This window comes from Couchioplanes caeruleus (genome assembly GCF_023499255.1).
Classification (GTDB): domain Bacteria; phylum Actinomycetota; class Actinomycetes; order Mycobacteriales; family Micromonosporaceae; genus Actinoplanes; species Actinoplanes caeruleus_A.
This window is the reverse complement of sequence record NZ_CP092183.1, coordinates 2,160,194-2,186,477: the sequence shown is the minus strand read 5'-3', so window position 1 is coordinate 2,186,477 and position 26,284 is coordinate 2,160,194. Positions and strand designations below refer to the sequence as shown.

27 protein-coding genes are annotated in these 26,284 nt (G+C 72.6%); 7 read left to right on the top strand and 20 right to left on the bottom strand.

The genetic code is table 11. The annotated features are described in order from the left end of the window. Positions 1–49: 49 nt before the first annotated feature. Entirely contained in the window at positions 50–1,291 is a 1,242-nt protein-coding gene (locus COUCH_RS10335) for a hypothetical protein (RefSeq protein ID WP_430640915.1), read from the top strand. Then, the gene (locus COUCH_RS10330; RefSeq protein WP_249611848.1) at positions 1,288–1,551 is read left to right on the top strand and encodes a hypothetical protein; all 264 of its coding nucleotides are present in this window, start codon (positions 1,288–1,290) and stop codon (positions 1,549–1,551) included. The genes COUCH_RS10335 and COUCH_RS10330 overlap by 4 nt, the downstream gene beginning before the upstream one ends. Here the strand turns inward: COUCH_RS10330 and COUCH_RS10325 are convergent. The 15 genes from COUCH_RS10325 to COUCH_RS10255 all read right to left on the bottom strand — a co-directional run bounded on the left by COUCH_RS10325 (position 1,548) and on the right by COUCH_RS10255 (position 18,835). Beyond that, positions 1,548–2,438 carry a sulfotransferase domain-containing protein gene (locus tag COUCH_RS10325; RefSeq protein WP_249611847.1) on the bottom strand — a complete coding sequence of 297 codons (891 nt, stop codon included), beginning with the start codon at positions 2,436–2,438 and terminating at the stop codon, positions 1,548–1,550. The genes COUCH_RS10330 and COUCH_RS10325 overlap by 4 nt on opposite strands. Then, positions 2,435–3,952: a lipopolysaccharide biosynthesis protein gene (locus tag COUCH_RS10320; protein ID WP_249611846.1), complete on the bottom strand. Its 1,518-nt coding sequence runs from the start codon at positions 3,950–3,952 to the stop codon at positions 2,435–2,437. Before COUCH_RS10320 ends, COUCH_RS10325 begins: the two co-directional genes overlap by 4 nt. Positions 3,953–4,007: 55 nt before the next feature. Next, positions 4,008–5,372, bottom strand: a complete 1,365-nt coding sequence (locus COUCH_RS10315; protein ID WP_249611845.1) for an O-antigen ligase family protein — start codon at positions 5,370–5,372, stop codon at positions 4,008–4,010. Between the two features lie 2 nt (positions 5,373–5,374). Next, positions 5,375–6,289, bottom strand: a complete 915-nt coding sequence (locus tag COUCH_RS10310) for a glycosyltransferase family 2 protein (protein ID WP_249611844.1) — start codon at positions 6,287–6,289, stop codon at positions 5,375–5,377. Further along, positions 6,282–7,964 (bottom strand): hypothetical protein, encoded by a 1,683-nt coding sequence (locus COUCH_RS10305; protein ID WP_249611843.1) that lies wholly within the window; start codon positions 7,962–7,964, stop codon positions 6,282–6,284. The genes COUCH_RS10310 and COUCH_RS10305 overlap by 8 nt, the downstream gene beginning before the upstream one ends. A 102-nt stretch (positions 7,965–8,066) precedes the next feature. After that, on the bottom strand, positions 8,067–10,046 hold the full coding sequence (locus COUCH_RS10300) for a hypothetical protein (protein ID WP_430640914.1): 1,980 nt from the start codon (positions 10,044–10,046) through the stop codon (positions 8,067–8,069). A gap of 81 nt (positions 10,047–10,127) precedes the next feature. After that, positions 10,128–11,090, bottom strand: a complete 963-nt coding sequence (locus COUCH_RS10295) for a glycosyltransferase (protein WP_249611842.1) — start codon at positions 11,088–11,090, stop codon at positions 10,128–10,130. Continuing rightward, positions 11,087–11,926: a phosphatase PAP2 family protein gene (locus COUCH_RS10290; RefSeq protein ID WP_249611841.1), complete on the bottom strand. Its 840-nt coding sequence runs from the start codon at positions 11,924–11,926 to the stop codon at positions 11,087–11,089. The genes COUCH_RS10295 and COUCH_RS10290 overlap by 4 nt, the downstream gene beginning before the upstream one ends. A 61-nt stretch (positions 11,927–11,987) precedes the next feature. Continuing rightward, positions 11,988–13,379 (bottom strand): sugar transferase, encoded by a 1,392-nt coding sequence (locus COUCH_RS10285; RefSeq protein ID WP_249611840.1) that lies wholly within the window; start codon positions 13,377–13,379, stop codon positions 11,988–11,990. A gap of 781 nt (positions 13,380–14,160) precedes the next feature. Continuing rightward, a complete protein-coding gene (locus tag COUCH_RS10280) occupies positions 14,161–14,778 on the bottom strand; it encodes a response regulator (protein ID WP_249611839.1) in 618 nt (205 codons plus the stop codon). Beyond that, positions 14,775–15,914: a sensor histidine kinase gene (locus COUCH_RS10275; RefSeq protein ID WP_249611838.1), complete on the bottom strand. Its 1,140-nt coding sequence runs from the start codon at positions 15,912–15,914 to the stop codon at positions 14,775–14,777. The genes COUCH_RS10280 and COUCH_RS10275 overlap by 4 nt, the downstream gene beginning before the upstream one ends. After that, entirely contained in the window at positions 15,911–16,711 is an 801-nt protein-coding gene (locus COUCH_RS10270; protein WP_249611837.1) for an ABC transporter permease, read from the bottom strand. The genes COUCH_RS10275 and COUCH_RS10270 overlap by 4 nt, the downstream gene beginning before the upstream one ends. Then, positions 16,708–17,535 (bottom strand): ABC transporter ATP-binding protein, encoded by an 828-nt coding sequence (locus COUCH_RS10265; RefSeq protein WP_249611836.1) that lies wholly within the window; start codon positions 17,533–17,535, stop codon positions 16,708–16,710. The genes COUCH_RS10270 and COUCH_RS10265 overlap by 4 nt, the downstream gene beginning before the upstream one ends. Positions 17,536–17,630: 95 nt before the next feature. After that, positions 17,631–18,152, bottom strand: coding sequence for a carboxymuconolactone decarboxylase family protein (locus COUCH_RS10260; protein WP_249611835.1), 522 nt, complete (start codon positions 18,150–18,152; stop codon positions 17,631–17,633). A gap of 89 nt (positions 18,153–18,241) precedes the next feature. Then, positions 18,242–18,835, bottom strand: a complete 594-nt coding sequence (locus COUCH_RS10255; protein ID WP_249611834.1) for a TIGR03086 family metal-binding protein — start codon at positions 18,833–18,835, stop codon at positions 18,242–18,244. Positions 18,836–18,886: 51 nt separating this feature from the next. On the opposite strand from COUCH_RS10255, the gene COUCH_RS10250 reads away from it, so the two are divergent. After that, positions 18,887–19,309, top strand: a complete 423-nt coding sequence (locus COUCH_RS10250) for a MarR family winged helix-turn-helix transcriptional regulator (RefSeq protein ID WP_249611833.1) — start codon at positions 18,887–18,889, stop codon at positions 19,307–19,309. 58 nt (positions 19,310–19,367) lie between these two features. On the opposite strand, the gene rnhA is transcribed toward COUCH_RS10250, so the two are convergent. Next, complete coding sequence (gene rnhA, locus COUCH_RS10245) at positions 19,368–19,829, bottom strand: ribonuclease HI (protein ID WP_249611832.1); 462 nt, start codon at positions 19,827–19,829, stop codon at positions 19,368–19,370. Between the two features lie 414 nt (positions 19,830–20,243). On the opposite strand from rnhA, the gene COUCH_RS10240 reads away from it, so the two are divergent. Then, complete coding sequence (locus tag COUCH_RS10240) at positions 20,244–21,158, top strand: ABC transporter ATP-binding protein (protein WP_249611831.1); 915 nt, start codon at positions 20,244–20,246, stop codon at positions 21,156–21,158. Further along, positions 21,155–21,922 (top strand): ABC transporter permease, encoded by a 768-nt coding sequence (locus COUCH_RS10235; protein ID WP_249611830.1) that lies wholly within the window; start codon positions 21,155–21,157, stop codon positions 21,920–21,922. The genes COUCH_RS10240 and COUCH_RS10235 overlap by 4 nt, the downstream gene beginning before the upstream one ends. A 68-nt stretch (positions 21,923–21,990) precedes the next feature. Here the strand turns inward: COUCH_RS10235 and COUCH_RS10230 are convergent, their stop codons facing one another. The 4 genes from COUCH_RS10230 to COUCH_RS10215 all read right to left on the bottom strand — a co-directional run bounded on the left by COUCH_RS10230 (position 21,991) and on the right by COUCH_RS10215 (position 24,421). Beyond that, positions 21,991–22,347: an MmcQ/YjbR family DNA-binding protein gene (locus COUCH_RS10230; RefSeq protein ID WP_249611829.1), complete on the bottom strand. Its 357-nt coding sequence runs from the start codon at positions 22,345–22,347 to the stop codon at positions 21,991–21,993. A gap of 31 nt (positions 22,348–22,378) precedes the next feature. Beyond that, entirely contained in the window at positions 22,379–22,981 is a 603-nt protein-coding gene (locus COUCH_RS10225; RefSeq protein ID WP_249611828.1) for a hypothetical protein, read from the bottom strand. A 96-nt stretch (positions 22,982–23,077) separates the two neighbouring features. Continuing rightward, positions 23,078–23,950, bottom strand: a complete 873-nt coding sequence (locus tag COUCH_RS10220) for an intradiol ring-cleavage dioxygenase (RefSeq protein ID WP_249611827.1) — start codon at positions 23,948–23,950, stop codon at positions 23,078–23,080. Positions 23,951–24,016: 66 nt separating this feature from the next. After that, the gene (locus COUCH_RS10215; RefSeq protein WP_249611826.1) at positions 24,017–24,421 is read right to left on the bottom strand and encodes a GNAT family N-acetyltransferase; all 405 of its coding nucleotides are present in this window, start codon (positions 24,419–24,421) and stop codon (positions 24,017–24,019) included. A 60-nt stretch (positions 24,422–24,481) separates the two neighbouring features. Between COUCH_RS10215 and COUCH_RS10210 the strand changes: the two genes are divergently transcribed. Continuing rightward, entirely contained in the window at positions 24,482–25,033 is a 552-nt protein-coding gene (locus COUCH_RS10210) for a winged helix-turn-helix domain-containing protein (protein WP_249611825.1), read from the top strand. Next, complete coding sequence (locus tag COUCH_RS10205) at positions 25,030–26,283, top strand: MFS transporter (RefSeq protein ID WP_249611824.1); 1,254 nt, start codon at positions 25,030–25,032, stop codon at positions 26,281–26,283. Before COUCH_RS10210 ends, COUCH_RS10205 begins: the two co-directional genes overlap by 4 nt. The last annotated feature ends 1 nt before the right edge of the window (position 26,284 follow it).

The window sequence follows — 26,284 nt, the reverse complement described above, 5'->3', positions numbered from 1 at the left end:
ACCTCGGGGCCCTGTTCCGTTCGATGGACGGTCACCTATCGTCTAGCTCGTGCTGAACGAGTCGACGCGGATCTCCGTACCCGGGCAGCGTCCCCCGTCCGATCCCCTGGTCGGCGCCGGCGACCCTCGCGGGCGCACCGACGGCCTGGGCTGGGTGACCCGGGCGATCTTCGCCGACCCGGGCGTGACGGTCACCGTCGGCGACGATCCCGCGGCGACCGTCCGGTACGCGGTCATCCCCTCGCTCGACAGCGCTCGTTTCCTGCTCCCGCTGGCCTCCCGGCGGGTCACCGCGGCCTCCCTGCTGGCCTACAACGCGCTGCGGCCGCCGAAGGTCCGCGCGGGCCGGGCCGCCGTCGGCATCCTGGCCCGCGCCGGCCTGCTGGGCCTCACCAGGGCGCCGGTCCTGTCCGTGCACGCCGCCGAGCCGGGGAACCTGCTCGCCGCCTTCCTGGCCGAGAAGCTCGGCGAGCCGCGGCTGCACGCGGCGATCGGCATCCGCCCGCCGGACCCGCACCACAAGCCGACCCTGCAGCTCTTCGACGACCACGGCCGCCCCCGCGGGTACGCGAAGATCGGCTGGAACGACGGCACCCGCGCGATGGTCCGGGCCGAGGCGGCCACCCTGGCCGACCTGCCGACCGGCGGCGGCTTCCCGCCCGCGCCCCGGCTCGTGCTGCACACCCGGTGGAACGGCCGGGAGATCGCCGTCATCGAGCCGATGCCGCGCACCGTACGCCGCATCCGCCGCCCCGCCCGTCCACGCCTGGACGCCATGCTGGCCGTGGCCCGCCGGGGCGGCCCGCCCGCTCCCCCGGCGCCCGTCACCGCGCTGCTCGACGCGTGGCGGCAGCGTGCGGCCGGCGCCGACCCGCGCATCCACGGCTTCATCGACGCCCTGGACACCGGTCTGACGCTGGAGCTGGGCGACTGGCACGGCGACTGGGTGCCGTGGAACATGGCGCGGCACCGGGGCCGGCTGCTCGTCTGGGACTGGGAGAACCGCTCGGCGGGCGCACCGGTCGGCTTCGACCTGGCACACCAGGCGTTCCAGACCGCGCTGTCCACGCACGGGCGCCCGGCCGCCGAGTGCGCGGCCGCCGTCGACGAGGCGCTGCGCGGGCACGGGCCGGCGCTGGGCCTGGACGCGCAGCGGCAGCGTTTCGTCGCCGACGCCTACCTGGTCGAGCTGTGGCTGCGGACGTACGAGTTGTCCGGCGGCGGCGCGGGCTGGAACCCGAAGCTCCACCCGGCCCTGCTGGACGTGCTGGCCACCCGCCTGCCCCGATGAGCCACGCCGCGCTGCTCGCGGTCGAGCAGTGGTACCGGGAGCGGGTGGCGACCCAGCTGATCCCGGAGGACCCCGCGGCGGCCCGGATCCGGGCGAGCGCGGTCGCGGTGCTGTCGTCCGGCGGTGAGCTCTCCCCGGTCCAGCGCTCGATGCTGCGCGCCGCCATCGAGGAGGTGCAGCAGCGGCCCCGCGACGCGTTCCCGCACAGCGCCGACGTCCTGCACCTGGCGCGGCTCGTCGAGGCCGCGGCCGGGACCTAGCCGGCCCAGGCGAGCGACAGCCCCAGACGCTCCGCCAGCGCGGCGTTGAACGGCCGGTAGTAGGCGGTCAGCTCGGCACGTACCGCGGGGTCCATGCCCTTGCTCGGCCGGTCGTTGAAGACGTCGTAGGACTCCAGCTCGTGCGGCGGCAGGCCGATGAAGTCGAGGGTACGGGCGTACGTGCCGGCGGGATCGCGGTACAGGGTCTCGCTGGGCAGGAACAGCATCTGCTCGCGCGGGAACCGGGCCAGCCACGGCTCCAGGTGCTCGAGGTAGCGGCCGCGCGCCCGGTACGAGTACCAGTCGAACGCCTCGCTGACGGAGCCGGGCTCCGCGATGAGGCGTTCCCGCTCCCCCGCCGTCCGCTCCTGCTCGGCGGCGAGGGCCTCGGCGAACCCGAGCGGCTCCACACCCTCGCCCCGGCGCTCCTTCCAGTGCGAGTACGCCCGCTCCACCGGATCGCGCAGCAGCACGATGATGCGCACCTGCGGCATCAGGTCGGCGACCCGGTCCGCCACGAGGGGATGGAACATGTACAGCGGTGCGGCTTCACCCACTTTGGGCGGTGCGCCGTACCGGCGTTCGAGGGCGGCCCGCTGCCGCTCGGTCGGGAAGTGCGAGCGATACCACGCCTGTCCGCGCGACCAGTTCTCCTCGAAGTAGTGCGAGGTCTTGGTGTTCCACGCCGGGAAGAGGCGGGGCACGAGCGGGTGCTGGACGAGGTACCGCCACAGCGAGGTGGTGCCGCCGCGTTTGGTGCCGACGATGAGGAAGTCGGGCAGCGGGCGACGGGCGCTGGTGTGCTCGCCGTACCGGACCAGGGCGCTGCGCAGCCCTTCCCGGGCGCCCTGCGGCGCCGCGTTCTTCAACCGGTCGAGCACCGTCACGACAGAGCCTCCTGTTTCGCGGGTGGTCGGAGCTGGGTCCGCGCGGCCGCGACGGCGCGCCGGACCCGGGGGCTTGCGAGGGAAGCGGCGCAGAGGGCCAGCAGCACGGCCAGGGCGACGGCGAGGCCCGGTACGCCGCGGCCCGCCAGCCCGGCACCGGCCGCCGCCGCGACGCCGGTACCGGCGGTCGCCGCGGCCGCGGCCGCCACGAGCCCGGTCCCGAACAGGGCCTCGCCGAGCACCCGGCGGGCCAGCACCGCGGCGACGACGTTCTCGCAGACGATGCCCAGCGACCAGGCGACGGCCGCACCCAGGGCGCCGTGCCGCGGGATGAGCAGCACGCACCCGGCGACGTTGACCGCGAGGCCCGCCACGGTGCCCAGCAGGTGACCGCGGCTGTTGCCGCTCATCAGCAGCACCGTCTGCACGAGGCCGACGCCGACGTTCACCATCATGGCCACCGCGAGGACCGCCAGCGGCGCGGCGCCGCCGGAGAAGTCGCCGCCGAACAGCGCCAGGAAGGCCGGCGCGAAGACCGCCAGCAGCAGGTACGCGGGCCAGGAGAGCAGCACGATCCACACCGTCGTCCGCCGGTAGATCTGCGCGGCGGCCGACCGGCGGCCCGCGCCGAGCAGCCCGGACAGCTGCGGCGCGATCGCGACCCGCAGGCCCTGCATGACCAGCAGACCCGCCAGCACGTACCGGCCGACCGCGCCGAAGACGCCGGCGGCGGCCGGGCCGGCCAGGGCGGAGGTGAGCAGCACCCCGACCCACATGCTGCTGGCGTCGATGGCCGTGGACAGCGCCCGGGGCAGCGCGAAGCCGGCGAACTCGCGGCGGTCCTGCGGGGTGGGCCTGAGCACCGCACCGCGCCCGATCCCGAGCGGGCGGAGGCTCAGCACCGCCGCGGCCACCCCGGCGAGGGCCAGCGGCAGGACCCAGCCGGCGAAGCCCTGCACCACCGAACCGCCGGCGACGACGGCCATGCCGACCAGCACCGGCCGGGCGATCGGCACCGCGACGAGCTGCAGCCCGACGTACGCGCTGACCGGCCGGGTCGCCCGGACCGCGGCCAGCAGGACCGTGGCGGCCACGAACACCGGTACGCCGACGAGGGCGAGCCGGATCAGGGCGGCGTCGTCCGGGCCGCCGGTGAGCAGCGCCGCACCCAGGCGGGGCGCCGCCGGCCAGCCCACGACGGCCACGGCCGCGGCCAGCGCGACGGTGGGCACCAGCGCCAGGACCAGCAGGCGCGCCCCGTCCCGGGAGAGGCGCTCGCGGCGCGGCAGCGCCCACATCAGGCCCGTGTCGGCGCCGAGGCAGCACAGCGGTCCGATGATGCTGACGAGGCCGATGGCGGTGAACAGCGCGCCCGAGTCGGCCGCGCCGAAGACCCGCACGATCACGGCGGTGAGCACGAACCCGCAGGCGCCGTTGACCGCGGCGCCGAGCAGCCCGATCAGGCCGCTGCGGGTGCTGCGGCGGACCTCGTCCCTGTCCGCGACGGCCGTCATGACTGAGCCTCACGGTCGTGCCGTCCTGGCCCTTGCTTCGCTGCGGTGCAGTCCGTCACGACGCCCTGGTCCTCGGTTCGCGGTTGACCGGCCCGTCCACCGCCGCCAGGCCGAGGCCGACGGCGAAGAGCAGCACCGACATGTTCGGGTCGATGTAGGAGTAGAACGGGGTGACGACCGCGGCGATCACCGGCAGGGCGCTCAGCCACAGCCCGGCGGGGCTCACCGCGCCGGACAGCCGGCGGGCCAGGACCAGCAGGATCAGGTAGAAGCAGATCGTGGCCGGGATGCCGTGGCTGTACAGCAGCTGCCAGATCATGCCCTGCGTGCCGAGGGGTTCCGCGGCGTGCGTGGTGTCGACCTGGGTCGGCTGGCCGAAGCCCAGCAGCGGCGAGCGCAGCACCGCGGCCCACGTCTGCACGTACAGGTCGAACCGGTCGGTGTTGGTGTCCGTCGTCGACGTCCGGTGCGTGATGAGGTCGACCACGGGGATGAACAGGGTCACCACCCAGCCGGCGAAGACGATCAGGGTGATCGGCAGCAGCAGCCGTACCCGGCCCCTGGCCATCTCCCGGACCAGCAGGTAGAGCACGCCGGCGCCGAGCCCGATGAACATGCCCCGGTTGAGCGTCAGGAACGCCGGGACCAGCGACAACGGCAACGACACCATGAGTACGGCGCGCAGCGCACCGCGCCGGACCGACATGAGATACGCGAGCACGAACGGCACGAGGAAGCTGTACGCCGTACCCCAGTTGTTGGTGTACGGGAACGGCGCCGCCGGCCGGTAGATCGGGTTGCGGCTCAACGGGTTGAACTCGGTCGCGTCCAGGTGCGCCACGTCCAGGATGTACCGCTCGCCCCGTACGCCCGCCGGCAGCACCAGCTCGAACGGGCTCGGCATGCTGAACCGGGGCGCCAGCACGCCGAACCAGCCGAGCGCCACCATGGCCAGCCAGAACAGCGCGAGCGGGGAGGCGATCCGCGCCCACGGGATCCGGTCCCGGCCCAGGTTGTAGACGTAGATGCCGACGAGCAGCGCGGTGCAGAGGTGGCCCAGCCGCAGGCCGAACACCACGATCGAGGTGGCCCGTTCCAGCCGGGTGCTGCTGATCGCGACGATGCCCAGAAAGATCAGCCAGAGCCAGGTGCCGGCCGGCAACCGGACGTCACCGCGCGTGGCGAGCAGGGCGAACAGCACGACCCCGAAGAACGGCCAGACGACGTACCAGACGCCGAGCACCCACCACAGCGGCATCAGCGCGAACATCATGAACAGCGGCCACAGCGGCAGCTTGGCGGTGCGGACCCGCCAGGCCGCCGGGTCCAGGACGCCCGGCTCGACCGCGGCGATCGCCCGCGCCCTGGCCGGCACGGCCGCGCGCGCGACGCGCTTGGGCCGCAGGGTCGTCCTGGCCAACCTCAGATCCCCCTGCCGCGCTTCTGCGCCATCCGCAGGACCCGCTCACCGGTCACCAGGCGCAGCACGACGGGTACGGTGACCAGCACGCGCTTCTCCCGGGGATTGAGCCGGACGACCGCCGCGAGCTCCTTGAGCGCCTCGGTGCGCCGGTTGCCCGAGGCGAGCGCGAACGCGATCTGTCCCCGGAGCCGGGCCAGGCCGGCGCGGCTGCGGGCCAGGTCGGGGTGCTTGGCGATGAGATAGCGCTGAGCCTCGACGATGGTCGCCCAGCGGCCGAAGTAGAACGAGCCGCCGTGCCAGTCGACGATGACCAACGCCTGGCGGACGACGGCCACCGGGGTCTGCGCGGAGACCCGCAACAGCCACTCGTAGTCCTCGCTGTACCCGCCGGGGATCTGCTCGTCGACCTCGCCGGCCGCGGCCCAGGTGGACCGCCGGATCAGCATCGTGCTGGAGTGCACCTCCATGACCCGGTCGGCGAGGAAGTCGTCGTGCGTGACCAGGTCCTTGTCGAGCACCCGCTCCTTGTCGATGCCGGGGCCGCGCAGGCGCAGCCCGCAGCTGACCGCGCCGATCGCCGGGTCGGCGAGCAGCTCCACCTGGCGGCTGAGCTTCGCGGCGAGCCAGATGTCGTCGTCGTCGCAGAACGCCAGCAGGTCGCCGGTGGCCGCGTCGGCGCCGCTGTTGCGGCCGCCCGGCAGCCCCTGGCGGTGGGTGTTGTTGATGAGCTTGAGCGACCGGCCGGGGCCCACGGCCACGTCGAGCTCCCGGACGTCGACGTGGTCGTACACGACGATGCACTCGACGTGGCCGGGATAGTCCTGGCCGAGGATGCTGGTGACGGCGCGTTCCAGCAGGCCGGGCCGGTCCCGGGTGGCGACGACGACGGTGACGTCCGGCAGGCTGTCAGGCACCCCGGCCTCCGGTGAGGACGAACCCGACGGTCTGGGCGCCGGCCGAGCGCAGCCGGTCCACCAGCCGGCTCAGCTCGGTGTTGCGGGTGCGGTCCCGGGCCACCACGAGCACGGCGACGCCGGCCTGGGCGGCGCGGACCCCGCGCTCGTCGATGTCCGAGGGCGGCGCGTCCACGACCACCACACCGATCTCCGGCTCCTCGCCGAGCGTGCAGAGCCGGACGACGCCGCCGCCGAGGAGCACCACGAGCGGCGCGCGACCGTCGAGGTCCGCGGCCGGCCGCGCGGGTGCGGGGGCGACGATCGGGGCGGAGGAGGCGGACCGGCCGGCGGACGTCTCCATGATGAGCGTGGCTTCGGGGTCGTTGGAGGTCGCCTTGACCTCCGGCAGGGGGTCGGCGACCCGCATCGGCGAGCCCTGCAGCCGGGTGACCCCGGGCGCCGGGGCGCCGACGCCGCCACGGCCCAGGCCGCCGGCGGGCGAGGACCCGTTGAGGCCCCCGCCCGAGGGCGAGAGCGTGCGCGGCCGCGGGGGCGTGCGCTTCTGGGCCGCGAACAGGATGCGCTTGAGCTCCTCGTGCGTCTCGGGCGTGGCGCTCAGCGTGACGTCCTGCCCGGCCTCGGCGAGCGCGACCGCGAGGTTGCCGCTCACCGTCGTGCGCCCCTCGTCGTCGCGGCCGGAGAGCACGACCAGGGCGCGGTCCGGGTGCCGGTCGATCCACTTGAGCACGGCGAGCGAGACGTACCGGGCGTCGGCGGCGGCCGCGGACTCGCCGTGCCGGCCCGCCGCGCGGACCACGCCGAGGGCGGGCACACCGACGATGTCGGCGGCCTGGTCGATCGAGCGCACCCGGCGGTCCAGCGCCTCCCGCGCGTGCGCGGCGATGGCACCGAGCAGCAGGCCGCCGAGGACGGCGGCGGTCAGGTAGAGCACCGCCGCGTCATGGCTCGACGGCACCGGCGCGCGGGCCGCGGCCGTGACGGAGCCCGGGCTCAGGTCGGCGGAGATCACCTTCGCGCGGGCGTTCGCGAGCTGCGCGATCTGGTCGTTGAGCGCGCTGACCTGATCGAGCATGGCCTGCGTACGCGGCGAGGTGGTGTCGGAGCTCGCCCGGTTGGAGGGCAGTTCCTTCTGCGCGCTCAGCCGCTGGGACGTGACCGACTTGATCGTGTTGTCGTACGACAGGATCAGCGCCGCCCGCTGCTGCTTGTAGATGTCCTCGCGGACCCGCAGGTACGTCTCGGCGGCCGTGTTCGCGCCGGTGATCGCGCTGCGCTCGGAGTCGCTGGTGTACTGGAACCGCAGCACCTGGCCACCGGTCGGCACCTCGGTGCTGAGCGCCTCGCGCACGTCCTCGGGATCCCGGTTGAGGATCCGCGCCGTCGAGTCGATGACGTCGTTGCCGAGCGCGATGCCGTTCTCGGCCGTCATGTTGATGGCCCGGTCCGCGCCGCTGGACGGCAGCGTGAACGGGTCGGTGACCACGGGCCGCAGCACCACCACGGTGGTGGCCCGGTAGGTGGCCGGGAAGAAGAGCAGGTACGCGAGCGCCGCCAGCGTGACGATGCCGGCGACGGTGGCCACGATGCGCCAGCGGCGCAGCGGAATCCGTACCACGTCCGCAAAGCCGACGACCCGCTGCCGGCTCGCGGCGACGGAATCACTCACATCCATGTGTCGTCTCTCCCCGACATGCAGTTGTTTTCCGATTTCGGACAACTCCCCGGCCGGGCTGCGCTGCCCGGCCGGGGAGGATGCCCCGATGTGCGTCCCCCGCTACGAGGTGGCGAAGAACAGGGTCGCGTTGTTCCAGGTGGCGTCCGCTGTGGGCGCCGCGACCACGGTCGCCGTGGAGCCCGCCACCGCCGTGCTCGCCGCGGGGTCGAAGGCGACCGATCGCAGCGAACCGTTGGTGGAGCCATAGACGAGCTTTCCCGCCACCCAGGTCATACCACGCACAGTGCGCCAGTCGATACCCGTTGTCGGCAACGTGAACGCGGTGCAGCCCACGACGGAGCCGTCCGGGGTCAGATACCGGTAGAACAGCGAGTTGCTCGACGAGGTCGTGTAGTACATGCGGCCCTGGAGGAAGAAGGCGCCGGTCATGCTGGCGGCGTTGAACCAGGAAGTGTTCCAGCCGCTGCTCTCCCACGGCGCCCCGATGGTGCCGCCGGTGAGCATCGACACGTTCAGCACGCTACCGGTCGGCTTCGTGCTGTCCGTCTTGGCCCAGTAGAGCTTGTTGGACAGCGAGAACGCCGCCTTGGCGCTGGTCAGCTGCGGCTGGCTCACCGTGGCCGGCGTACCGGCACCGCCCGGGCCGAACGGCACCTTGGTCACCTGGCCGTTGCCCGCACCGAGGTACAGGAAGCCGGAGTCGGCCTGCGGTGCGTCCTGCACGGGGATCGTGCGGCCACCGGACTTGGGGAAATACCCCATCCGGCCGTGGTACTCGTTGCCGAGGCCGTCGGAGTCGTACCCGGCGAACAGACCGTTCGGGCCGGACCACAGCTCCCACATGATCGGCCCCCAGTTCGTGCCGCCGGAGGGCAGCTCGCTGCCGGGCGACCGGGTCGGGTTCCAGTTCAGCGGTACGCCGTTCTGCTGGTCCAGCGCTGCGATGCCGTACCGGCTCACCCCGCCGGCGCCCTGCGCGTCGTTGCCGTTGGCGTTGTTCTGCCAGCGGAAGTGCCCGCCGACGTAGACGACGCCGCCGGTGACCTCGACCGAGGTGACCGAGTCGGTGCCGGTGAAGTCGACCCAGGTGGCCTTGACGTTCGAGCCACGGTCGGCCGTCTCCCAGCGGGCGGTGGCGTCGCAGTACGCGTCACCCCGGCCACCGTCGGCAATGATGACGAAGTAGTCACCGTTGTCGGAGAAGTCGACGTCGCGTGCGTAGAACGGGAACGTGCCGCTGTAGCAGGCGGCCTCGTACCGGTCGGTGTTCCAGTCGGCGACGGCCGGCGTGCCCGAGGTGTCGATCATGACGACCTGGTTGCGCGCGCTGCCGTTGACGGAGGTGAAGTTGCCCACCGCCACGACCGTGTCGCCGTCCGGCGCGACGGCCAGACCCCAGATCAGCTCGGTGGAGTTGTCGTACGGCCGCGCGCCGCTCGCGTCGACCTGGAACGTGGAGTCGATCGCGCCCGTCGTGGCGTTGAGCCGCGCCAGCAGGGAGTGCTCCGTGCCGTTGACCCAGTGGAACGCGCCGGCGATGTAGAGGTAGTTGTCGTGCACGATCGCCCGGCGGACGACGCCGCCATCGCCACGACCCACCCAGCCGGTGATCGTCGCGCCGGTCGCCGGGTCGAGCTCGACGAGGTTCTTGCGTGCCACGCCGTTCACCGTGCCGAAGCTGCCGCCCACGATGAGCTTGCCGTCGGGGCTGACCGCGAGGGTCTGCACGGCACCGTCGATGACCGGCGTGAACCCGGTCTTCAGGGCGCCGGTGGAGGCGTCGTACGCGATGAGGTTGTTCGCGGCCGACCAGCTGGTGGCGCCGGCCGCCTTGACGCCGGTGAAGGAGCCGCCCGCGTAGACCGTGTTACCGATCTGTGCGAAGGCGCGCATGCTCCCGTCTTTGGCGTGCGGTGTGTTGTCCGCCGGGTTGGCCGTGACGATGGTGGCCGATGCGCTCGGCGGTACGTACACGGCGCTGGCCGGTATGGCGGTCAGAGCGACCGTCAGACTCGTCACCGCGGCCGGCACCAGGATCCTGGTGAGCGGCCGCGACCGGAGTCGACGCTTCAGGGACACGAGCCCTCCTAATCGGAACGTGAGGATTGACGCAGCCTGGTTCGGCGACGGTCGGTACGCCATCGACCGTACGGACGGCCTTCAGTCTGCTTGTGGGTGGTCGGGCGAGCGAACCAGCCGGAACGGCGCGGCACCGGGGACGGATCGTACGGACCACGCTGCGGCTGTCTGCAGGTCCGCGAGGGTGAGCTCCTCCACCTCACGGGCCACGACGAGTTTCCTGCCTTCCAACTCCCGAGCCATCTCGACCTGGTGGTCGTCGACGTGCTCACCGTGGGCGCGGCGTCGCGGGACGTACACGGCGCGCTTGCCCGCCTGCATCGCCGCCAGCGCGGAGCCCACGCCGGCGTGCGAGATGACCGCGTCCGCCTCCGCCAGGGCCTCGCGCATCTCGTCGATCGGCACCTGCTTCCGGGCGCCGGCGGGCATCTTATCGATGACGGTCGAACCCACTTGCCACAGGACGTCCCATTCCGGCGGGAGCAGTCCGACGAGGTGGGTGAGCAGGCGCGGAAACGTGTACCGCTGGTGCGTGCCGAGCGTCACGACCACCTTGCGCACCGGCGGCGGGTCGGCGAACGCCTCCGCCTCGAACGCGTCGAAGATGGACCCGCCGTACCGCCACGCTCCCCCGGCCCAGGCCGGGTACTGCGTGTAGAGGCGTACCCGCGGCACCCGCGCGGCCAGCCGTCCGGTCAGCGACGGGCCCTGGGTCCGGGTCGCGCTCTCGATGTACGAGCACGGGACCCCGGCCGCGGTGGCGGGCAGGAAGAACGCCATCGCGACGGCGGCCCCGGTGCTGATGACGTGCTCGTACCGCTCGGAGCGGAGCATGCGGCGGGCGACGACCATCTCGCGCAGCACCCCGGCCACGTCCCGGCTCGTGGCCGGCGGCACGAACACCACGTCCTCACCGTCCAGCAGCGACCGGCTCTGCGGGCTGTCGAACGTCACCCACCGCCGCGCGCCCAGGCCGAGCCGGGGCGCGAGGTCGTGCAGCTCCGCGAGGTGGCCGCCGGTGGACGCGACGAGCAGCGTGGTCACGAGGCCGCGACCGCCTCTGGCGCACGCGCGGCGACCGGACCGGCGGCCGGGGGCTCGGGGCGCGGATACCGGCCGGCCAGGACGCACACCGCGACGGCGAACCCGAGGAACAGCGCCGGCCCGAAGATCAGGCCCGTGATGACGTCGGTGAGCCAGTGTTTCTGCGTGTACAGGCGGGAGTAGCCCTCGTACGTGGCCATGACGAACACCACCGTGCCGAGCGCGACGTGCCAGCGCCGCGACAACCGCCAGGTGAGGGCGACGAAGAGCACGATGACGCCGAACGTCATGATGACGCGGGCGATGCCGCCGGACGGGTACGTGCCCAGCCCGGTCGGCGGGTGACCCCGGTCGACCATCTTGGCCACGATCGCCTGGACGTACTGCTCGAGCGGGAAGCTGGCGAGGATGGCCAGCAGCGGGATCCAGAACCGCCGGCGCCACAGCACCGCGAAGACGACGGCGGCGACCACGACGACCCGCTTCAGTGGCTCGCGGTCACCCAGCGCGGTGTAGAACCAGTTGAAGTCCTCGAACGCGGGGTTGCGCCGGTCGGTCACCCACAGCAGCACCGGCCAGTCCACGGCGTCCTGGAGGCTGTGCGCGAGCAGCCCGATCGGCCAGAAGACCGCGATCGTCAGGGCCGCCCAGAACAGCGTGAAGACCACCGCGGTGGCCGGGCGGCCCAGCGTCGTGACCAGACCGGTCACCGCCTCGCGCGTCGTGGCGGCGAGCCGGCCACCTGCGAGGCGCCGGCCCGGCCCGTACGCGAGCAGCGGCCCGGCCACGGCCGGGACCACGACGGCCAAGGCCGCGACGAAATACAGCAGTACCACCGAACCGTCCCCACATTCTGCGGCGTCCCGACCGCACGATCCCCTTGTCAACCCGGCGCGTCTAGTACGCGCCTGCGCCCCGCAACACGACCATCGCGGTCCGCATGAGAATCACCAGGTCGACGGTGAGCGACCAGTTCTCCACATACCGCAGGTCCAGCCGGATCGAGTCCTCCCACGACAGATCCGAGCGCCCGCTCACCTGCCACAGCCCGGTCATCCCCGGCTTGACGACCAGCCGCCGGCGCATGTCCTGTGGGTACTGCTCGACCTCGCTGGGCAGCGGCGGGCGCGGCCCCACGAGCGACATCTCCCCCAGCAGAACGTTGATGAGCTGCGGCAACTCGTCCAGCGAGTACCGGCGCAGGAAACGGCCGCACCGGGTGACCCGCGGATCGTCCCGGATCTTGAAGAGCACACCGGCGAACTCGTTCTGTTCCCGCATCGCCGCGAACCGCGCCTCGGCGTCGGTGTGCATCGTGCGGAACTTGTACATCCGGAACATCTCGCCGCCACGGGCCACGCGGATCTGCCGGAAGAAGACCGGGCCGCCGGTGTCCAGCTTGATGACCAGCGCGATGGCGAGGAACAGCGGTGCGAACAGGATCAGCAGCAGCGCCGCGACGGAGACGTCGAAGACGGACTTGATGAGCCGCCGGCCGCCGGAGAGCCGCGGATGCTCGATGTGCATCATCGGCAGCCCGTCCACCGGGCGCACGGTGATCCGGTCCCCGGCGGTGTCCACCAGCGACGACGACACGATGAGGTCGATGTCGTCGCGTTCCAGCTCCCAGGCGAGCCGGCGCAGCATCGGACCGTCCAGCTCCGGGCAGGACAGCACCATGACGGTGTCCGCGCCCGCCGCGGCGGCCGAGTTGGCGGCGGCGCCGAGCGCCCCGAAGACCGGCACCTCCAGGGTGCGGGCCGCGTCGGCGAGCTGGTCGGCCGGCAGGCAGGCCCCGATGATCTGCAGCCCGTGGTGGTAGCGCCGGTGCAGCTGCCGGGTCATCTGCGCGACGGCCGGCGCGTGACCGAGCACGAGCACGCGGTGCATGCAGGCGCCTCTGCGGCGAGCCCGGTGCAGGATCTTCCGCAACACGAAGCGGCCGGTCAGCGAGGACAGCGTCGTCAGAACCAGCGCGATGAGCAGATAGCCGCGCGCGATGTCGGCTTTGAACACGTACGACGCCAGCGCCATCCCGACGGTCAGGCGTACGCCGGCCCGCAGCACCCGTTGGTATTCCTCGCCGCCGACGAACAACACGCGGCGTTCGTACGCATGCGTCAGCGCGAGAAGTCCGACCCAGACCGGCGGAATGAGCGCGGAAAGGGCCAGGTACCAGTTCGCGTACGCCGCGCCCTGGAACCGCAGCACGAACGCGGCCAGCGTCGCCACGAGCGTCGCTCCGAAGTCGACGACCAGGAGCAGCTTGACGTACCGCGCCTCCCACACCCAGCGGTCGGCATGGCCCCGCGCCCAGATGTCACCGATTTCCTTTTCGGTGGCATCCGAATACTCTGCGATTTTCGGTATGTCTTGTGTGTCGGCGTTACCCGCCGTTGTTCCCGTCGTTGTCACGACGCCTCTGCCTCCAGTGAGACCCCACGCCCACTCGGCAATTCTGCGAATACCACTCTTTCCACGCCCCCCACCCCTTGGCCCACGACGTACAAGCGCAAGGACGCCCAGGCGGTGAACGCTAGACGAGAATCGGGCCGGGCCCGACCCCGCGTGTCGCAATCTTTACTGAGGAACATCATGAATTTCGGATGCCGATGCGGAGGGCATCCACATGCAATGCAGGTGAACTCCGGTCTACATCGGACAAAATAGCAGTCGTGCCGAGCGTGACGGAAGGCTTTCTCCCGCCCCTGGACGATGTCCGGTTTGGACGCATTGGCACTCGTGATTTGTCCGGTAGGGGAATTCGCGGACCCGCACGGTAACACAACCGACTCGCCACGCGTCCAGGGGCGACTTGTGATCATCGATGCCGTCACCGGCCGCATCGGGCGTCCGGCCTGGCAGAAACCATCCGGAAGTGAGACACGCCCATCGATCGGCCCACTTGACATCGGTCCACGTCGGAGTAGAGGGACCGATAATGATCATGTCAGCGGCGGTCTTCACCGCGTAAGTCCGGCGCCTCAGACGTTTTTCGCTCATCGGGGTCGCCGAAGCGGGCGTCGCCGGGGCTTTTCGAGGCGCAGACCATGGGAACGCTCCCGCCGGCTCAGATGATGCCGAGCGCCATCGCCCGGGTCACGGCGGCCGTCCGGTCCGCCACGTCCAGCTTGTTGAAAGCGCGCAGCAGATGCGTCTTGACGGTCGCCTCCGAGATGAACAGCTCGCGTCCGATGTCGGCGTTCGTCAGGCCACGCGCCACCAGTCGCAGCACCTCCGCCTCGCGCTGCGACAGGCTCGGCGGCGCGGGGCTGCGGACCTGACGCACCAGGGTGGACGCGACGCTGGGCGCCAGCACCGTCTCACCCCGGGCGGCGGCACGCACCGCGCCGGCCAGCTCCGCCGGCGACGCGTCCTTCAGCAGATAGCCGCCGGCGCCGGCCTCGATCGCGCGCAGGATGTCACGGTCCGATTCGTACGTGGTCAGCACCATCACGCGGACGCCCCGGGTGCGCGCGAGGATCCGGGCCGTCGCCTCGACGCCGTCCCCGCCGGGCATCCGGAGGTCCATGAGCACGATGTCGGGATTCAGCTCGACCGCCCGCTCGACGCCCTCGGAGCCGGACGAGGCCTCGCCCACCACGGTCAGGTCCGGCTCGGCCTCCAGCATGCCGCGCAGGCCGTGCCGTACCACCGGATGGTCGTCCACCAGCAGGATCCGGATCACGCGGGCACCTCCAGCTCGATCGTGGCGCCGGCGCCCGGCTCGCTGCGTACGGTCAGCGTCCCGCCCACCTGACCGGCGCGCGCCCGCATGCCGTCGAGGCCGAAGCCGTGCCGCTGCCCCGGGTCGAAGCCCCGGCCGTCGTCGCGCACCACCAGCCGCACCTTCTCCGCCTCGTACGCCAGCAGCACCGACACGTCCCGCGCGGCCGCATGCCGCCGTACGTTCGTCAGCGCCTCCTGCGCCGCCCGCAGCAGCACGACCTCCACCGCGGTCGGCAACGGCCGCGCCGCCCCGGTCGTCCGGAACGACGACGCCGCCCCCGAGTCCTCGGCGGCGCGTGCCGCCTGCCGGCGTACGGCATCCAGCAGCGAACCGTCGCCCAGGGCGGGCGGCGCGAGGGCGGCGACCAGCGCACGCGACTCGGCCAGATTCTCCCGGGCCGTACGTACCGCCAGCGCGAGCCGCTCGTCGGCGAGCGCCGGATCCGCGGCCTGCAGCAGCGTGATGATGCTGGTGAAGCCCTGGGCCAGGGTGTCGTGGATCTCGCCGGCGAGCCGGGCCCGCTCGGCGGCGACGCCGGCCTCGTGCGACAGGCGGGCCACCTCGGCGCGGCTGCGCTCCAGCTCGGCGATGAGCTCCGCACGTTCGGTGCTCTGCTTCACCACCCGGTTGATCCACACACCCAGCCAGGCGGCGGCGCCGGCGGTCATCACGAACACCGGCCCGACGTGCACGAGATAGCTCGCGTCGAACCCGTTCGCGGCGAAACCGACGGCCAGCGGGGTGAGGTTGGCGACGACCACCGCCACGAGCGCCGGCCGCAGGTCGAGCAGCATGAAGAACATCGGGCAGAGGCCGAACAGCAGGTAGCTCACCATGTCCGAGCCGGCCGCGCCGGCCGCGAAGACGGCGAGGACCGTGACCGCGTACCCGATGCCCTGACGCTGTTTGCGCACCAGCCGCCGGCCCCACACGGCGTAGAGGAGGGCGATCACGGCGATGCTCGCCAGGCCGGCGACCCGGCCGGGCGCGTCCTGGACGGCGACCGCCGCCGCCACCCCGAGGGCGACGACGGCGAAGAAGACGTCCCACAGCACCTCGTCCATGAGCCGCCGCGGCGTCGCGGCCGTGGTCATCCGTCGCGGCGGTTCGTCCAGCGGAACGTCAGGAGGCACAGCACCAATCCGATCACACACCAGCCGCCGAGCACCAAGGCGATCCGGCCCAGCTCCCACGCCCCGGCGGCCTCCAGGGACGCGGCGGAGCCGGGCAGGAACACGTACCGGAAGCCCTGCGCCATCCACTTCACCGGGAAGACCGACGCCACGGTGATCATCCAGTCCGGCAGCTGCGTGATCGGGTGGATGAAGACCCCGGACAGGAACTGCAACGCGACGACGGGCACATTCAGGACCGCTCCTGCCGTACGGGCGGAGCGCACCAGCCCGCTCGCGGCGATGCCCAGCAGGCTGCAGGCGATGACACTGAGCAGGAACAGCCACCCGAAGGTGAACCACCGCCCGGCGTCCGCGGGAAGCGGCATGTCGAACAGCAGCACCCCCACGCCGAGCAGGACCAGCACCTCGGCCGCGGTCAGCGCCGCCACCAGGATGAGCTTGCCGAGGAAGTACGCGCCGGCGGTCGCCGGGGTGCCGCGCAGCCGTTTGAGCGTCCCGTCCTCCCGGTCGGTGGCGATGCCGACGCCCATCGTGATGAACGCGGTCGACACGATCCCGTACGCGATCATGCTGGCGGAGAAGACCCGGGCCGCGCTCAGCCCGGGGTGGTCGTAGTCGTCGCCGAAGATCGAGCCGAACAGCAGGAGCAGCAGCGCCGGGAACAGGAACGTGAAGATCATCGCCGTCCGGTCCCGGACGAACTGCAGGATCTCGATGCCGCCACGCCGGCGGCCGATCGTCAGGGTGCTGGTCATCGGGCTTCTCCGATCAGGCTCAGGTACGTGTCCTCGAGGCTCGGGCGGCTGACGGTGAGGCCGCTGAGATCGGCGCCCCGCCCGACCAGCCCGGCGATGAGCGCGGCCGGGTCGTCGGTACGGACCTCCTGATCGCCGCCCCACCGCACGACCGCGCCGGCGGCGGACCGCCCGCCCAGCGTCGCGGGCGTCCCCTCGGCCACGATCACCCCGCCGGCGATGACGGCGAGCCGGTCCGCGAGGGCCTCGGCCTCGTCCAGGTAGTGCGTGGTGAGCAGGATCGTCGTCCCCTCGGCGGCCAGCGCGCGGATCAACGCCCAGAACTGCCGCCGCGCCTCCGGATCGAACCCGGTCGTCGGCTCGTCGAGGAACACCAGCTCGGGACGGCCCACGATGCCCAGCGCCACGTCGAGCCGGCGTCGCTGGCCGCCGGACAACGTCCGTACCCTGGCCCCCGCCTTGTCCTCCAGCCCGACCAGCTCGATGGCGTCGGCGACCGGCCGCGACCGCGGGTAGAACCCGCCCACATGCCGCACCACCTCGGCAACGGTCAGGTCGCCGGCGTCCGCGGCGCTCTGCAGCACGATGCCGATCCGGGTCCGCCACGCCCGGCCGGCCGCCCCCGGATCCTCTCCGAGGACGGAGACGTCGCCGCCGCTGCGACGCCGGTGCCCCTCCAGAATCTCCACAGTGGTGGTCTTCCCGGCCCCGTTCGGGCCGAGCAGGGCGAACACCTCACCGGTGGCGATGTCGAGGTCTATGCCGCCTACGGCGAGATGGGTGCCGTAGGTCTTGCGCAGGCCGCGCGCCTTGATCGCTGTCATGCCATCGAGAATCGCGGTCGAGGGGTGCCCGCCGGGACGACCGGGAGGCGGTCAACCGGTGTCCACCGATCGACGGACACCGGCCCCTCGGTTCGTCAGCCGGCGGGCGGCGTCAGGTAGCCGCTCTCCGCCAGGTGCTTCGCGTGCCCCTCGTACGCCTCCGGGCTCGGCAGCGCGACCGTGGCGAGCCCGTCGACGTATCGGTTGAACATGCTGAACGCTGCTGCGATCAGCACGGTGTCATGCACCGCCTGATCGTCGGCGCCCTGTTCACGCGCCCGGGCGACATCGTCCGCGGCGACGCTGCGGCCGTCGAGCCGGACCTTGTCGGCGATGGCCAGCAGCGCCCGCATCTTCGGGTCCGCCTCGGCGTCGTCGGCGGTCCGGCCCTCGCGGTCGAGCAGATACCGCGCGACCGCGCCGTGGGTGCCGGCGCAGAACGCGCACTCGTTGCGCTGCGAGACGTAGGCCGCGATCGTCTCGCGTTCGCCCGGCGTCAGCGGCGACGGGCCGCGGAGCAGGGTCTGGGCGAGCTCGTTGAGCGGGGCGGCGGTCAGCGGATAGCGGGCCAGGAGCCCGGCGATGCCCGGCAACCCGGGCAGATCGATGTGCGGCACGCCACCCATGGTCGAGCCGGGCCCGGGGTCGTGTCCATCCGACGGACGTCGGGAACGCGGCGGCGCCCGGTCGATGTCCCGGCCGGACGTCAGCGGCCGGGCGTGACACTTCCCCGGCGGCGTCCCAGCAGGGCGAGGAGGCGGTCGAACGGTCCGGTGCCGGGGTCCGGCAGGGCCGGCGCGAACGGCGCTCCCGGCTGGAGCCGGCGCTCGTCATCCGGTACGGCCTCCACGATCGGCAGAGCCGCCTCGACCAGGTCGGCGTCCGGCTCGTACGGACTGCCGAGCGCGGCCGCCACGTCCCAGCCGTGCACGAGATAGTCGACGAAGTGGAAGCCGATCGCCAGATGCCCGGGCACCGGACGGGTTCCGAACTCGGGCACGTCGAAGCCGCTGTCCGGCACGCCCGGGGCGGCGAACGCGCTGATCACCTCCTCGGCGGCGGCCGCGTAGTCGGCGGCGACATCCGCGCCGAGCGGCACCGGAACCCAGATGGCCGGGTCGGCGCCCCGCCCGGCGGCCGCTGCCGCGAAGCCCCGGTGCTGCACGGTCATGTGGGCCAGAAGGGTCGCCAGGTCCCACCCCGCGCACGGCGTCGGCCGGGGCAGGTCGTCCGGCGAGATCCCGGCCACGACGGTCACGGTCGCGCGCACCGCACGCTCGTCGAGCTTAATCATATGCATTCGCTTACGATCTGCCGATGCGTACGGTATGTCAATGGCTATCGTGCAACCGTGGCCGACGACCGCCCCGACCTCGCCGCCATGGTGGGCCGCTTCGGCCGCGCCCTCATGGCGGCCGAACGCCCGATCCTCGCCGCGCACGACGTGTCGATGTGGGGCTATGTCGTGCTGACCGCGCTCGCCGACGAGCCGATGCGCACCCAGGCGGCGCTCGCGCGGGCCATCGGCGCGGACAAGACGCGGATCATCGCGGACCTGGACGACCTGCAGGAGCGCGGCCTCATCGAACGGGAGCCCGATCCGGCGGACCGGCGCGTACGGCTGCTGCGGTTGACCCCCGAGGGCCGGCGGGTGCACACCGCCGTGCGCCGCGCGATCCGGGCCGAGGAGGAACGCCTGCTCGCGGACCTGCCGCCGGCGGACCGCCGCAGCTTCGTGCGTGCCCTGCAGCGCCTCGACCCGGGCGCGCTGTGAGCGACAGCGCCGGCCGCGCGGCGCCGGACCGGGCTGCGGAGACGTGGCGTGCGACGCGTCAGCGGGCGGCCAGGGCTTCCTTCAGGCCGCGGGCGGCGAGGCGGTCGGCGCGCTCGTTCTCGGGGTGTCCCGCGTGTCCCTTGACCCAGTGCCACTCGACGTCGTGGCGCCGGACCGCCGCGTCGAGGCGCTGCCACAGGTCGACGTTCTTCACCGGCTGCCGGGCCGAGGTCTGCCAGCCGTTCGCCTGCCACCGGGGCAGCCACTTCGTGATGCCGTCGCGGACGTAGATGCTGTCCGTGTACAGCAGCACCCGCAGCGGGGCCCGGGTCAGGCTTTCGAGCGCCTGGATCGGGGCCATGAGCTCCATGCGGTTGTTGGTGGTCGGCGTGGCCTCGCCGCCGCAGAGATCCTTCTCGCGGGCGCCCCAGCGCAGGACGGCACCCCAGCCGCCGGGGCCGGGATTCGGCACGCAGGCACCGTCCGTGAAGATCTCCACCGCCGTCACCGCGCCCGTCATGGGCAGCACCCTACCGAGCGGCGGGCGAACGACGACGCACTGCCGTGCCGCGCGGCGCGGAGGCCCGGACGACCGGACCGCACGCCAGGAGCCGGACGCGGCAGGCCGACCGGCAGGAGACGGTTTGCGGCAGGCGGCCCGGCAGGAGGGCCGGGCAGCGGGCCACGCGGATGTGTCAGGCCGCCGGCCGGGTACCTGTGTGACGGACAGGTCTCCGGGGGGAACCGGCCCGGGCCGGCGGCCTGCCCCCGCATAACGGGTCGCGCTGGGAGCGCTCCCACCTCCGCAGCCTAGCGAACGACGGCCGCCCCGTAAATGCCGATGACGACGGCCCAGGGACGCCGGAGCGGGGCGTACACCACACCGCGGCGGTGGCGCGCCGAGCTCCGGCCCGGCGGACAGTACAGTTTCGGCATGCTCGAAGCCGCCGTGGACGTGCAGGACGTCATCGTCCGGTACGGCGAGGTCACCGCCGTGGACGGTGTCTCGCTCATGGTGCCGCGGGCCTCGATCCTCGCGCTGCTGGGCGACAACGGCGCCGGGAAGACGAGCTTGTTGCAGGTCTGCGAGGGATTCCGCAGACCCGACGGCGGATCCGTCCGCATTCTCGGCCTCGACCCGACCGGCGACCACGACGCGCTCATGCCACGGCTCGGGATCATGCTGCAGTCCGGTGGCGTCTACCCGTGGGCGACGGCCGGCGAGATCCTGCGGCTCTTTGCTTCGTATTCCGCGAATCCGCTCGATGTGGACATGTTGCTGGACCGGCTGGGCCTGCGGAAGTTCGCCAAGACGACGTTCCGGCGGCTCTCCGGCGGCGAGCAGCAGCGGCTGTCGCTGGCCGTCGCGCTGGTCGGCCGCCCCGAGCTGGTGTTCCTCGACGAGCCCACCGCCGGCATGGACGTGGGCGCGCGCCGGACCACCTGGGAGCTGGTCGAGGACCTCCGCGCCGACGGGGTGTCCGTGCTGCTGACCACGCACCTGCTGGACGAGGCGGAGAGCCTCGCCGACCACGTCGTGATCATCGACGCCGGCCGGGTCGCCGCGACGGGCACGCCGGCGGAGCTCACGGCCGCTGCCGGCATCGACCTCCTTCAGGTACGCGCGGAGCCCGGCCTTCCGATCGCCGCGCTGGCCGCGGGGCTGGACGCCAAGGTCACCGAGGAGGTGCCGGGCGAGTACGCCGTCGCCGGCACCCTCGACACCGACGCGATAGCCGCGGTCCTCGCCCGGTTCGCGCAGGCCGGCGCGAGGGTGACCGCGGTGAACACCCGCCGCCGGACCCTCGAGGACGTGTACCTGGCCCTGACCGCAGGAGCTTCCCGATGACCACGAGCACCGGCACGTTCACGCCGGCACCCCGCCGGGCGCCGATGCGCAGCATCCTCCGGTCACAGATCCGCATGGAACTGGTGCTGACCGCCCGTCGCGGCGAGGCGGTCGTGCTGGCGATGGGCGTACCGCTGCTTGTCCTGCTGGGTGCGGGCCTCACGCACGCGACCAACCTGCCCACCGACAACCGCCTCGGGTACGTCGTGCCCGGCGTGCTGGCCCTCACGGTCATGTCCACGGCATTCACCGGACAGGCGATCACCACCGGGTACGAGCGCAGCTACGGCGTGCTGAAACGCCTCGGCGCCTCGCCGCTGACCCGGCCCGGCCTGCTGTTCGCCAAGACCGCGGCGATCCTGTGCCTGGTCGGCCTGCAGATCCTGGCGCTGGCCGCGGTGGGCGTCGTGGCGGGCTGGCGCCCTGACCTGACCGAGGTGCTGCCCGCGATCGGCGTGACGGTGCTGGCGACCGCGGCGTACTGCGGGCTCGCGCTGTTCATCGCCGGCCTGCTGCGCCCGGAGACCGTCACGGCGGCGGCGACCCTGATCTACGTCCTGATGCTGGCGGCGGGCGGCATCATGTTCGCGGCGCCCGGCCTCGGCACGGCAGGCTGGTTCCTGCTCCCCCTCGCCGCCCACGCGGAGGCGCTGCGCGACACGCTCACCCACGGCACGGCGGTGCCGGGCACGATCTGGCTGAGCCTCACGCTGTGGGCGGCGATCGCCCTGACGGCGGCCGCGCGCAGATTCCGCTGGGAGTAGCGAGCAGAGCCGAGAGCAGTCGCCGCGGCCAGGGTCGGCGCGGGAGGGCGCTCCTCGGCGGCTTCGAGCTATTGCCGGTCCGGCAGCCCGGCCACGTAGGCCGCGGCGACCCGTTTCGGGACCACCATGCGCCAGGCGTCCACCACCAGCTCCTCCATCCGCGCCGGGTCCAGCTCGGACAGCCAGGCCTGCACCCACTGGAACCGCATGTTCGACGCGTCGGGCAGGTGGAGGATGCGGGGCTCGGAGTCGACCAGGGCCTGCCGCTCGACCTTGGGGAAGCCGAACCCCATGACCGTCTCGTCCCGGGAGAACGCCACGTAGACGATCGCGCCGACCCGGAACTTGACCCGGTCGTGGATCAGATGCTCCGTCGTCCGGGGCAACCCCAGCGCGACCGTTCTGACCTGCTGCACCGTGACCATTCCGGCACGCTAGCGCCCCGGTACGACACTTTCAGGACGACCTGGGCCGGGGTACGGACGGCAGCCGGGTGGTCTCCTGCTCCTGATCTCCCGCGGCCGGCGCCTGGCGTACCTTGGCCCGCGCGACCCGGTCGGGCGGCAGCCGGTAGGTGGGCGCCGACACCAGCTCGTCCGGGACGAGGTGCCGCCCGCCCGAGCCCCCGTCCGACGACGCGTCGTCGTCCTCCGAGGTGATCACGCCGGCCGGCAGGACGACGGCCGGGGACGACCTCTCCGGCCGGGACGGCGAGCCGGCCGACGACGTCCGATCACCGGCGGAAGCCGGGTCGAAAGAGGAGGCGGAGAGCGGGCTCTGGTCCGCACCGGCGGTCACCCCCGCCGTGGTGATGACGGCCGGGGTGATCGTGGCCGAGGTCACGACCGCCGTGCCACGGATCGCGCGGCGGGGGCCGATGAGCCGGGCCGCCATGCTGAAGACGCTGCGGGTCGCCGTGTCGTAGCCGTCCCGGTACGCCTCGTCGCGGTCCAGGCCGGTCCGGTACCACTGGTGCAGGCGGCCGGCCGCGTAGCCGGCGCAGGCGGTGAACACGGCGAGCAGCGTGATGAGCAAGGCGTCGTTCGCGGGCGCGGTCATGAGTGAAGATTCTGGACAGCGGCATAGACCGAAAGCTATGGCCCGTTCGACGTACCCCGATCGGTCGACAAGTGCCGCGATGTGGGATATCCCACGTCAGGGGCGGTTCGGTGGGGCGCCGCCTGGTGCGCCGCCGCCGCTCTCCTGTCCCGACGGGTCGATCGCGATGGTGAGGGTCGCCCGGTAGCCGGCGTCCACGCCGCCCGTCACCGTGGCGAGTTCGCGGGCCGCCGAGTCGTCGCCGAACACGTTGTCCGTGGCGAGGGTGATGTGGCCCAGGTTCGTCACGCTCTTGCTGTACCCGGCCGTCGCGTATACCGTCTTGGCGATGTCCTCGGGCAGCGCGATCTGTGAGGTCTTCACGATCGGGCCGGAGCCGCTGGTGGCGTCCTCCAGCGACGAGTAGACCTCGAAGTGGATGTGCGGCCAGCGGCCGGAGTAGCACGCGGGGAAGATGCTGGTGAAGGTGACCGTGCCGGTGTCGTCGGTCTGCTGGATGCCGCGCAGATAGTTCCGGTCCGTGACGCCCGTGGAGTACAGCGAGTAGTTGCCGTCGCGGTCGCAATGCCAGGCGTAGACGGCCGCGCCGGTCACCGCCGCGCCGTCGAGGTCCTTCACGATCAGAGAGAATTCCAGGGGTACGCCCTCAGCGGTGCCGGCGGCTCCACCGAAGGACGACCTGATGTCCTTGCGCACGATCCCGTCGAGGGTACGCACGTCCGGCCCGTTGGAACCGTCGGCCGGATAGGGTCCCGCGGTCTCCGACTCGACCTCGGCCAGTGAGCCACCGCTGGACGCGGACGCGGCCGGGGTGGTCTCGGCCTCCGCGTCGGTGCTGCAGGCTCCGGTGAGGGCCAGCGCCCCGGCGCCACCGAGCGCGGCGAGCAGCCGGCGGCGGGACATCGTCCGCAGGTCGAACTGCAGGCCCTTGTCGTGGACGCGGCGCACGTACGCGGCGTTGTCTTCCATCACTGGACGCCCTTTCTGGTCGGCTGTATCGAGCAAACCGGCCACCGCTGTGCGCCACCTGTGGCATCACTGTGCTTTGCGATAGCACCGCAGATGCACGGACGCGTCCCAGTCCGCGCGCTTCGTCCCGGTCAAGGTCCAGCCCAGCCGCTCGTAGAACCCGGCCACGCGCCCGTCGACCACCTCCAGCCGCCGGGCGCCGTACCGCTCCGCCGCGCTGACCAGCAGAGACGCGAGCCCGAGGCCGCGCCGCGCGGGGTCCACGAAGAGCCGGCTCAGCTCGCCGGCCGCGGTGACCACCACGTGCCCGGCGACCGCACCGTCCCGGAGTGCCACGAGGTGCCGGCCCGGCGGGGACAGCCAGCGGATCGGGTCGGCCGGCCAGTTCATCGGGTAGCCGTCGGCTTCGTGCACGTCGCGGAGCAGGCGTACGCATTCTTCGAGGTCTTCGGTCTGCCGATCACGCACCATGGCTCCAGCATAAGTAAAGAGCTGTTGCGCAACAGCCCTTTACCATGGCAGGGTGGTCGCATGGCACAGATCAAGGACGCCGCCGTGCTGAAGGCGGTCGCTCATCCGGTCCGGCGCCGGCTCCTGGACGTGCTCCGCGTCGACGGGCCGGCCATGCCGAGCGTGCTCGCACGCGTCACCGGCCAGGCGGTCGCCAACGTCAGCCACCACCTGCGGGTGCTGGCCGAGGCCGGCCTCATCGAGGAGGCCCCGGAGCTCGCGCGCAACCGCAAGGAGCACTGGTGGCGCATGCCGGACCGGAGCATCAGCTGGAACGTCGCCGACTTCACCGGGGACGCGGCCGACCTCGCCGCCGCCGACGCGGCTGAGGCGCTGGGACTGCAGCGGCAGGTCGAGCTCACCGCGTCGTGGCTGGGCAGCCCGGCGTCCCGGGACGGGGAGTGGGTGGACAGCGCGTTCTCCACCGACGGCTTCCTGCGGCTCAGCCCGGCGGAGCTGGCCGAGCTGGGCCGGGAGCTGCAGCAGGTCATCGACCGCTTCCGGGACCGGCCCGAGGACCCGGAACGGGAGCCGGTCTTCGTGTTCAGCCGCGGCTTCCCGGCGCGGCCGTGACCGCCCGCGGCGTTCTGCGCGACGGCGCGTTCCGCCGGTTGTGGGCGGGCACGACCGTCAGCCAGCTCGGCACCTCCGTCGCCGGGGTCGCCACCCCGCTGATCGCCGTACGGGTGCTCGACGCCGGCGCCTTCCTGGTCAGCCTGCTCACCGCCGTCGCGTGGCTGCCGTGGCTGCTGGTCGGGCTGCCCGCCGGCGCCTGGATGGACCGGGTCGCCCGCCGGCCGGTGATGCTCGCCGCCGACGTGGTGGCCGCGGTGGTGGTGCTCAGCGTCCCGGTGGCCGCGTGGCTGGGCGTGCTCACGATGGCGCAGTTGCTGATCGTCGCGATGGCGCTCGGGGTCGCCACCGTGTTCTTCTCGGTGGCCTGGACGGCGTACCTGCCGGCGATGTTCGACGACGCCGACCTCGTCACCGCGAACTCCGTGCTGTACGGCACCGAGTCGGGCACCCAGGTCGCCGGGCCCGCCGTGGGCGGCGTCCTGATCGCCGCGGTCAGCGCCGCCGCCGGGCTGGTCGTGGACGGGCTGAGCTTCCTGGTGTCCGCGGCCTGCGTGTGGCGCATCCGCCGGCCGGAACGCCGGCCCGCGGTGGTCGAGCGGCGGGGCATCCGCGCCGACATCGCCGCGGGGGCCCGGTGGCTGCTGCGGGATCCGTACCTGCGGAATCTGATGGTCCACGGCGCCGCGGCCAACCTGGCGCTGACCGGCATGAACGCGCTGCTCGTGGTCTTCCTGATCCGCGACGTGCGGGTCGGCACCGCCGCGGTGGGTCTGCTGCTGGCGGTCGCCGGCGTGGGCGGCGTCGCCGCGGCGAGCCTGACCCCGCTGCTGGTCCGCCGGGTCGGCGGCGCCCGCGCCCTCGTCGCCTGCAAGAGCGCCGCCGGTGTCACGTCGCTGCTGGTGCCGTGGGCCACCCCGGGGCCGGGGCTGCTGCTGTTCGTCGCCGGGATGGCCGGGGTGTCGGCCGGCGCGGTGGCCGGGAACGTGATCTCCGGCAGCTTCCGCCAGGCGTACTGTCCGCCCGCGATGTTCGGCCGGATCCTGACCTGCATGCAGTTCGTGAACTACGGCGCGATCCCGGTGGGTGCCGTGCTGGGCGGCGCGGCCGCGGCGGCCTTCGGCACCCGCGCGGCCCTGGTCATGCTCTCCGTCGAGTACGCCCTCAGCGGCCTGATCGTGCTCTTCGGCCCGTTCCGGGGCCGCCGCGACCTGCCGGCCTCCCGATCGGAGGTCGCACTCGCGGGGTGAC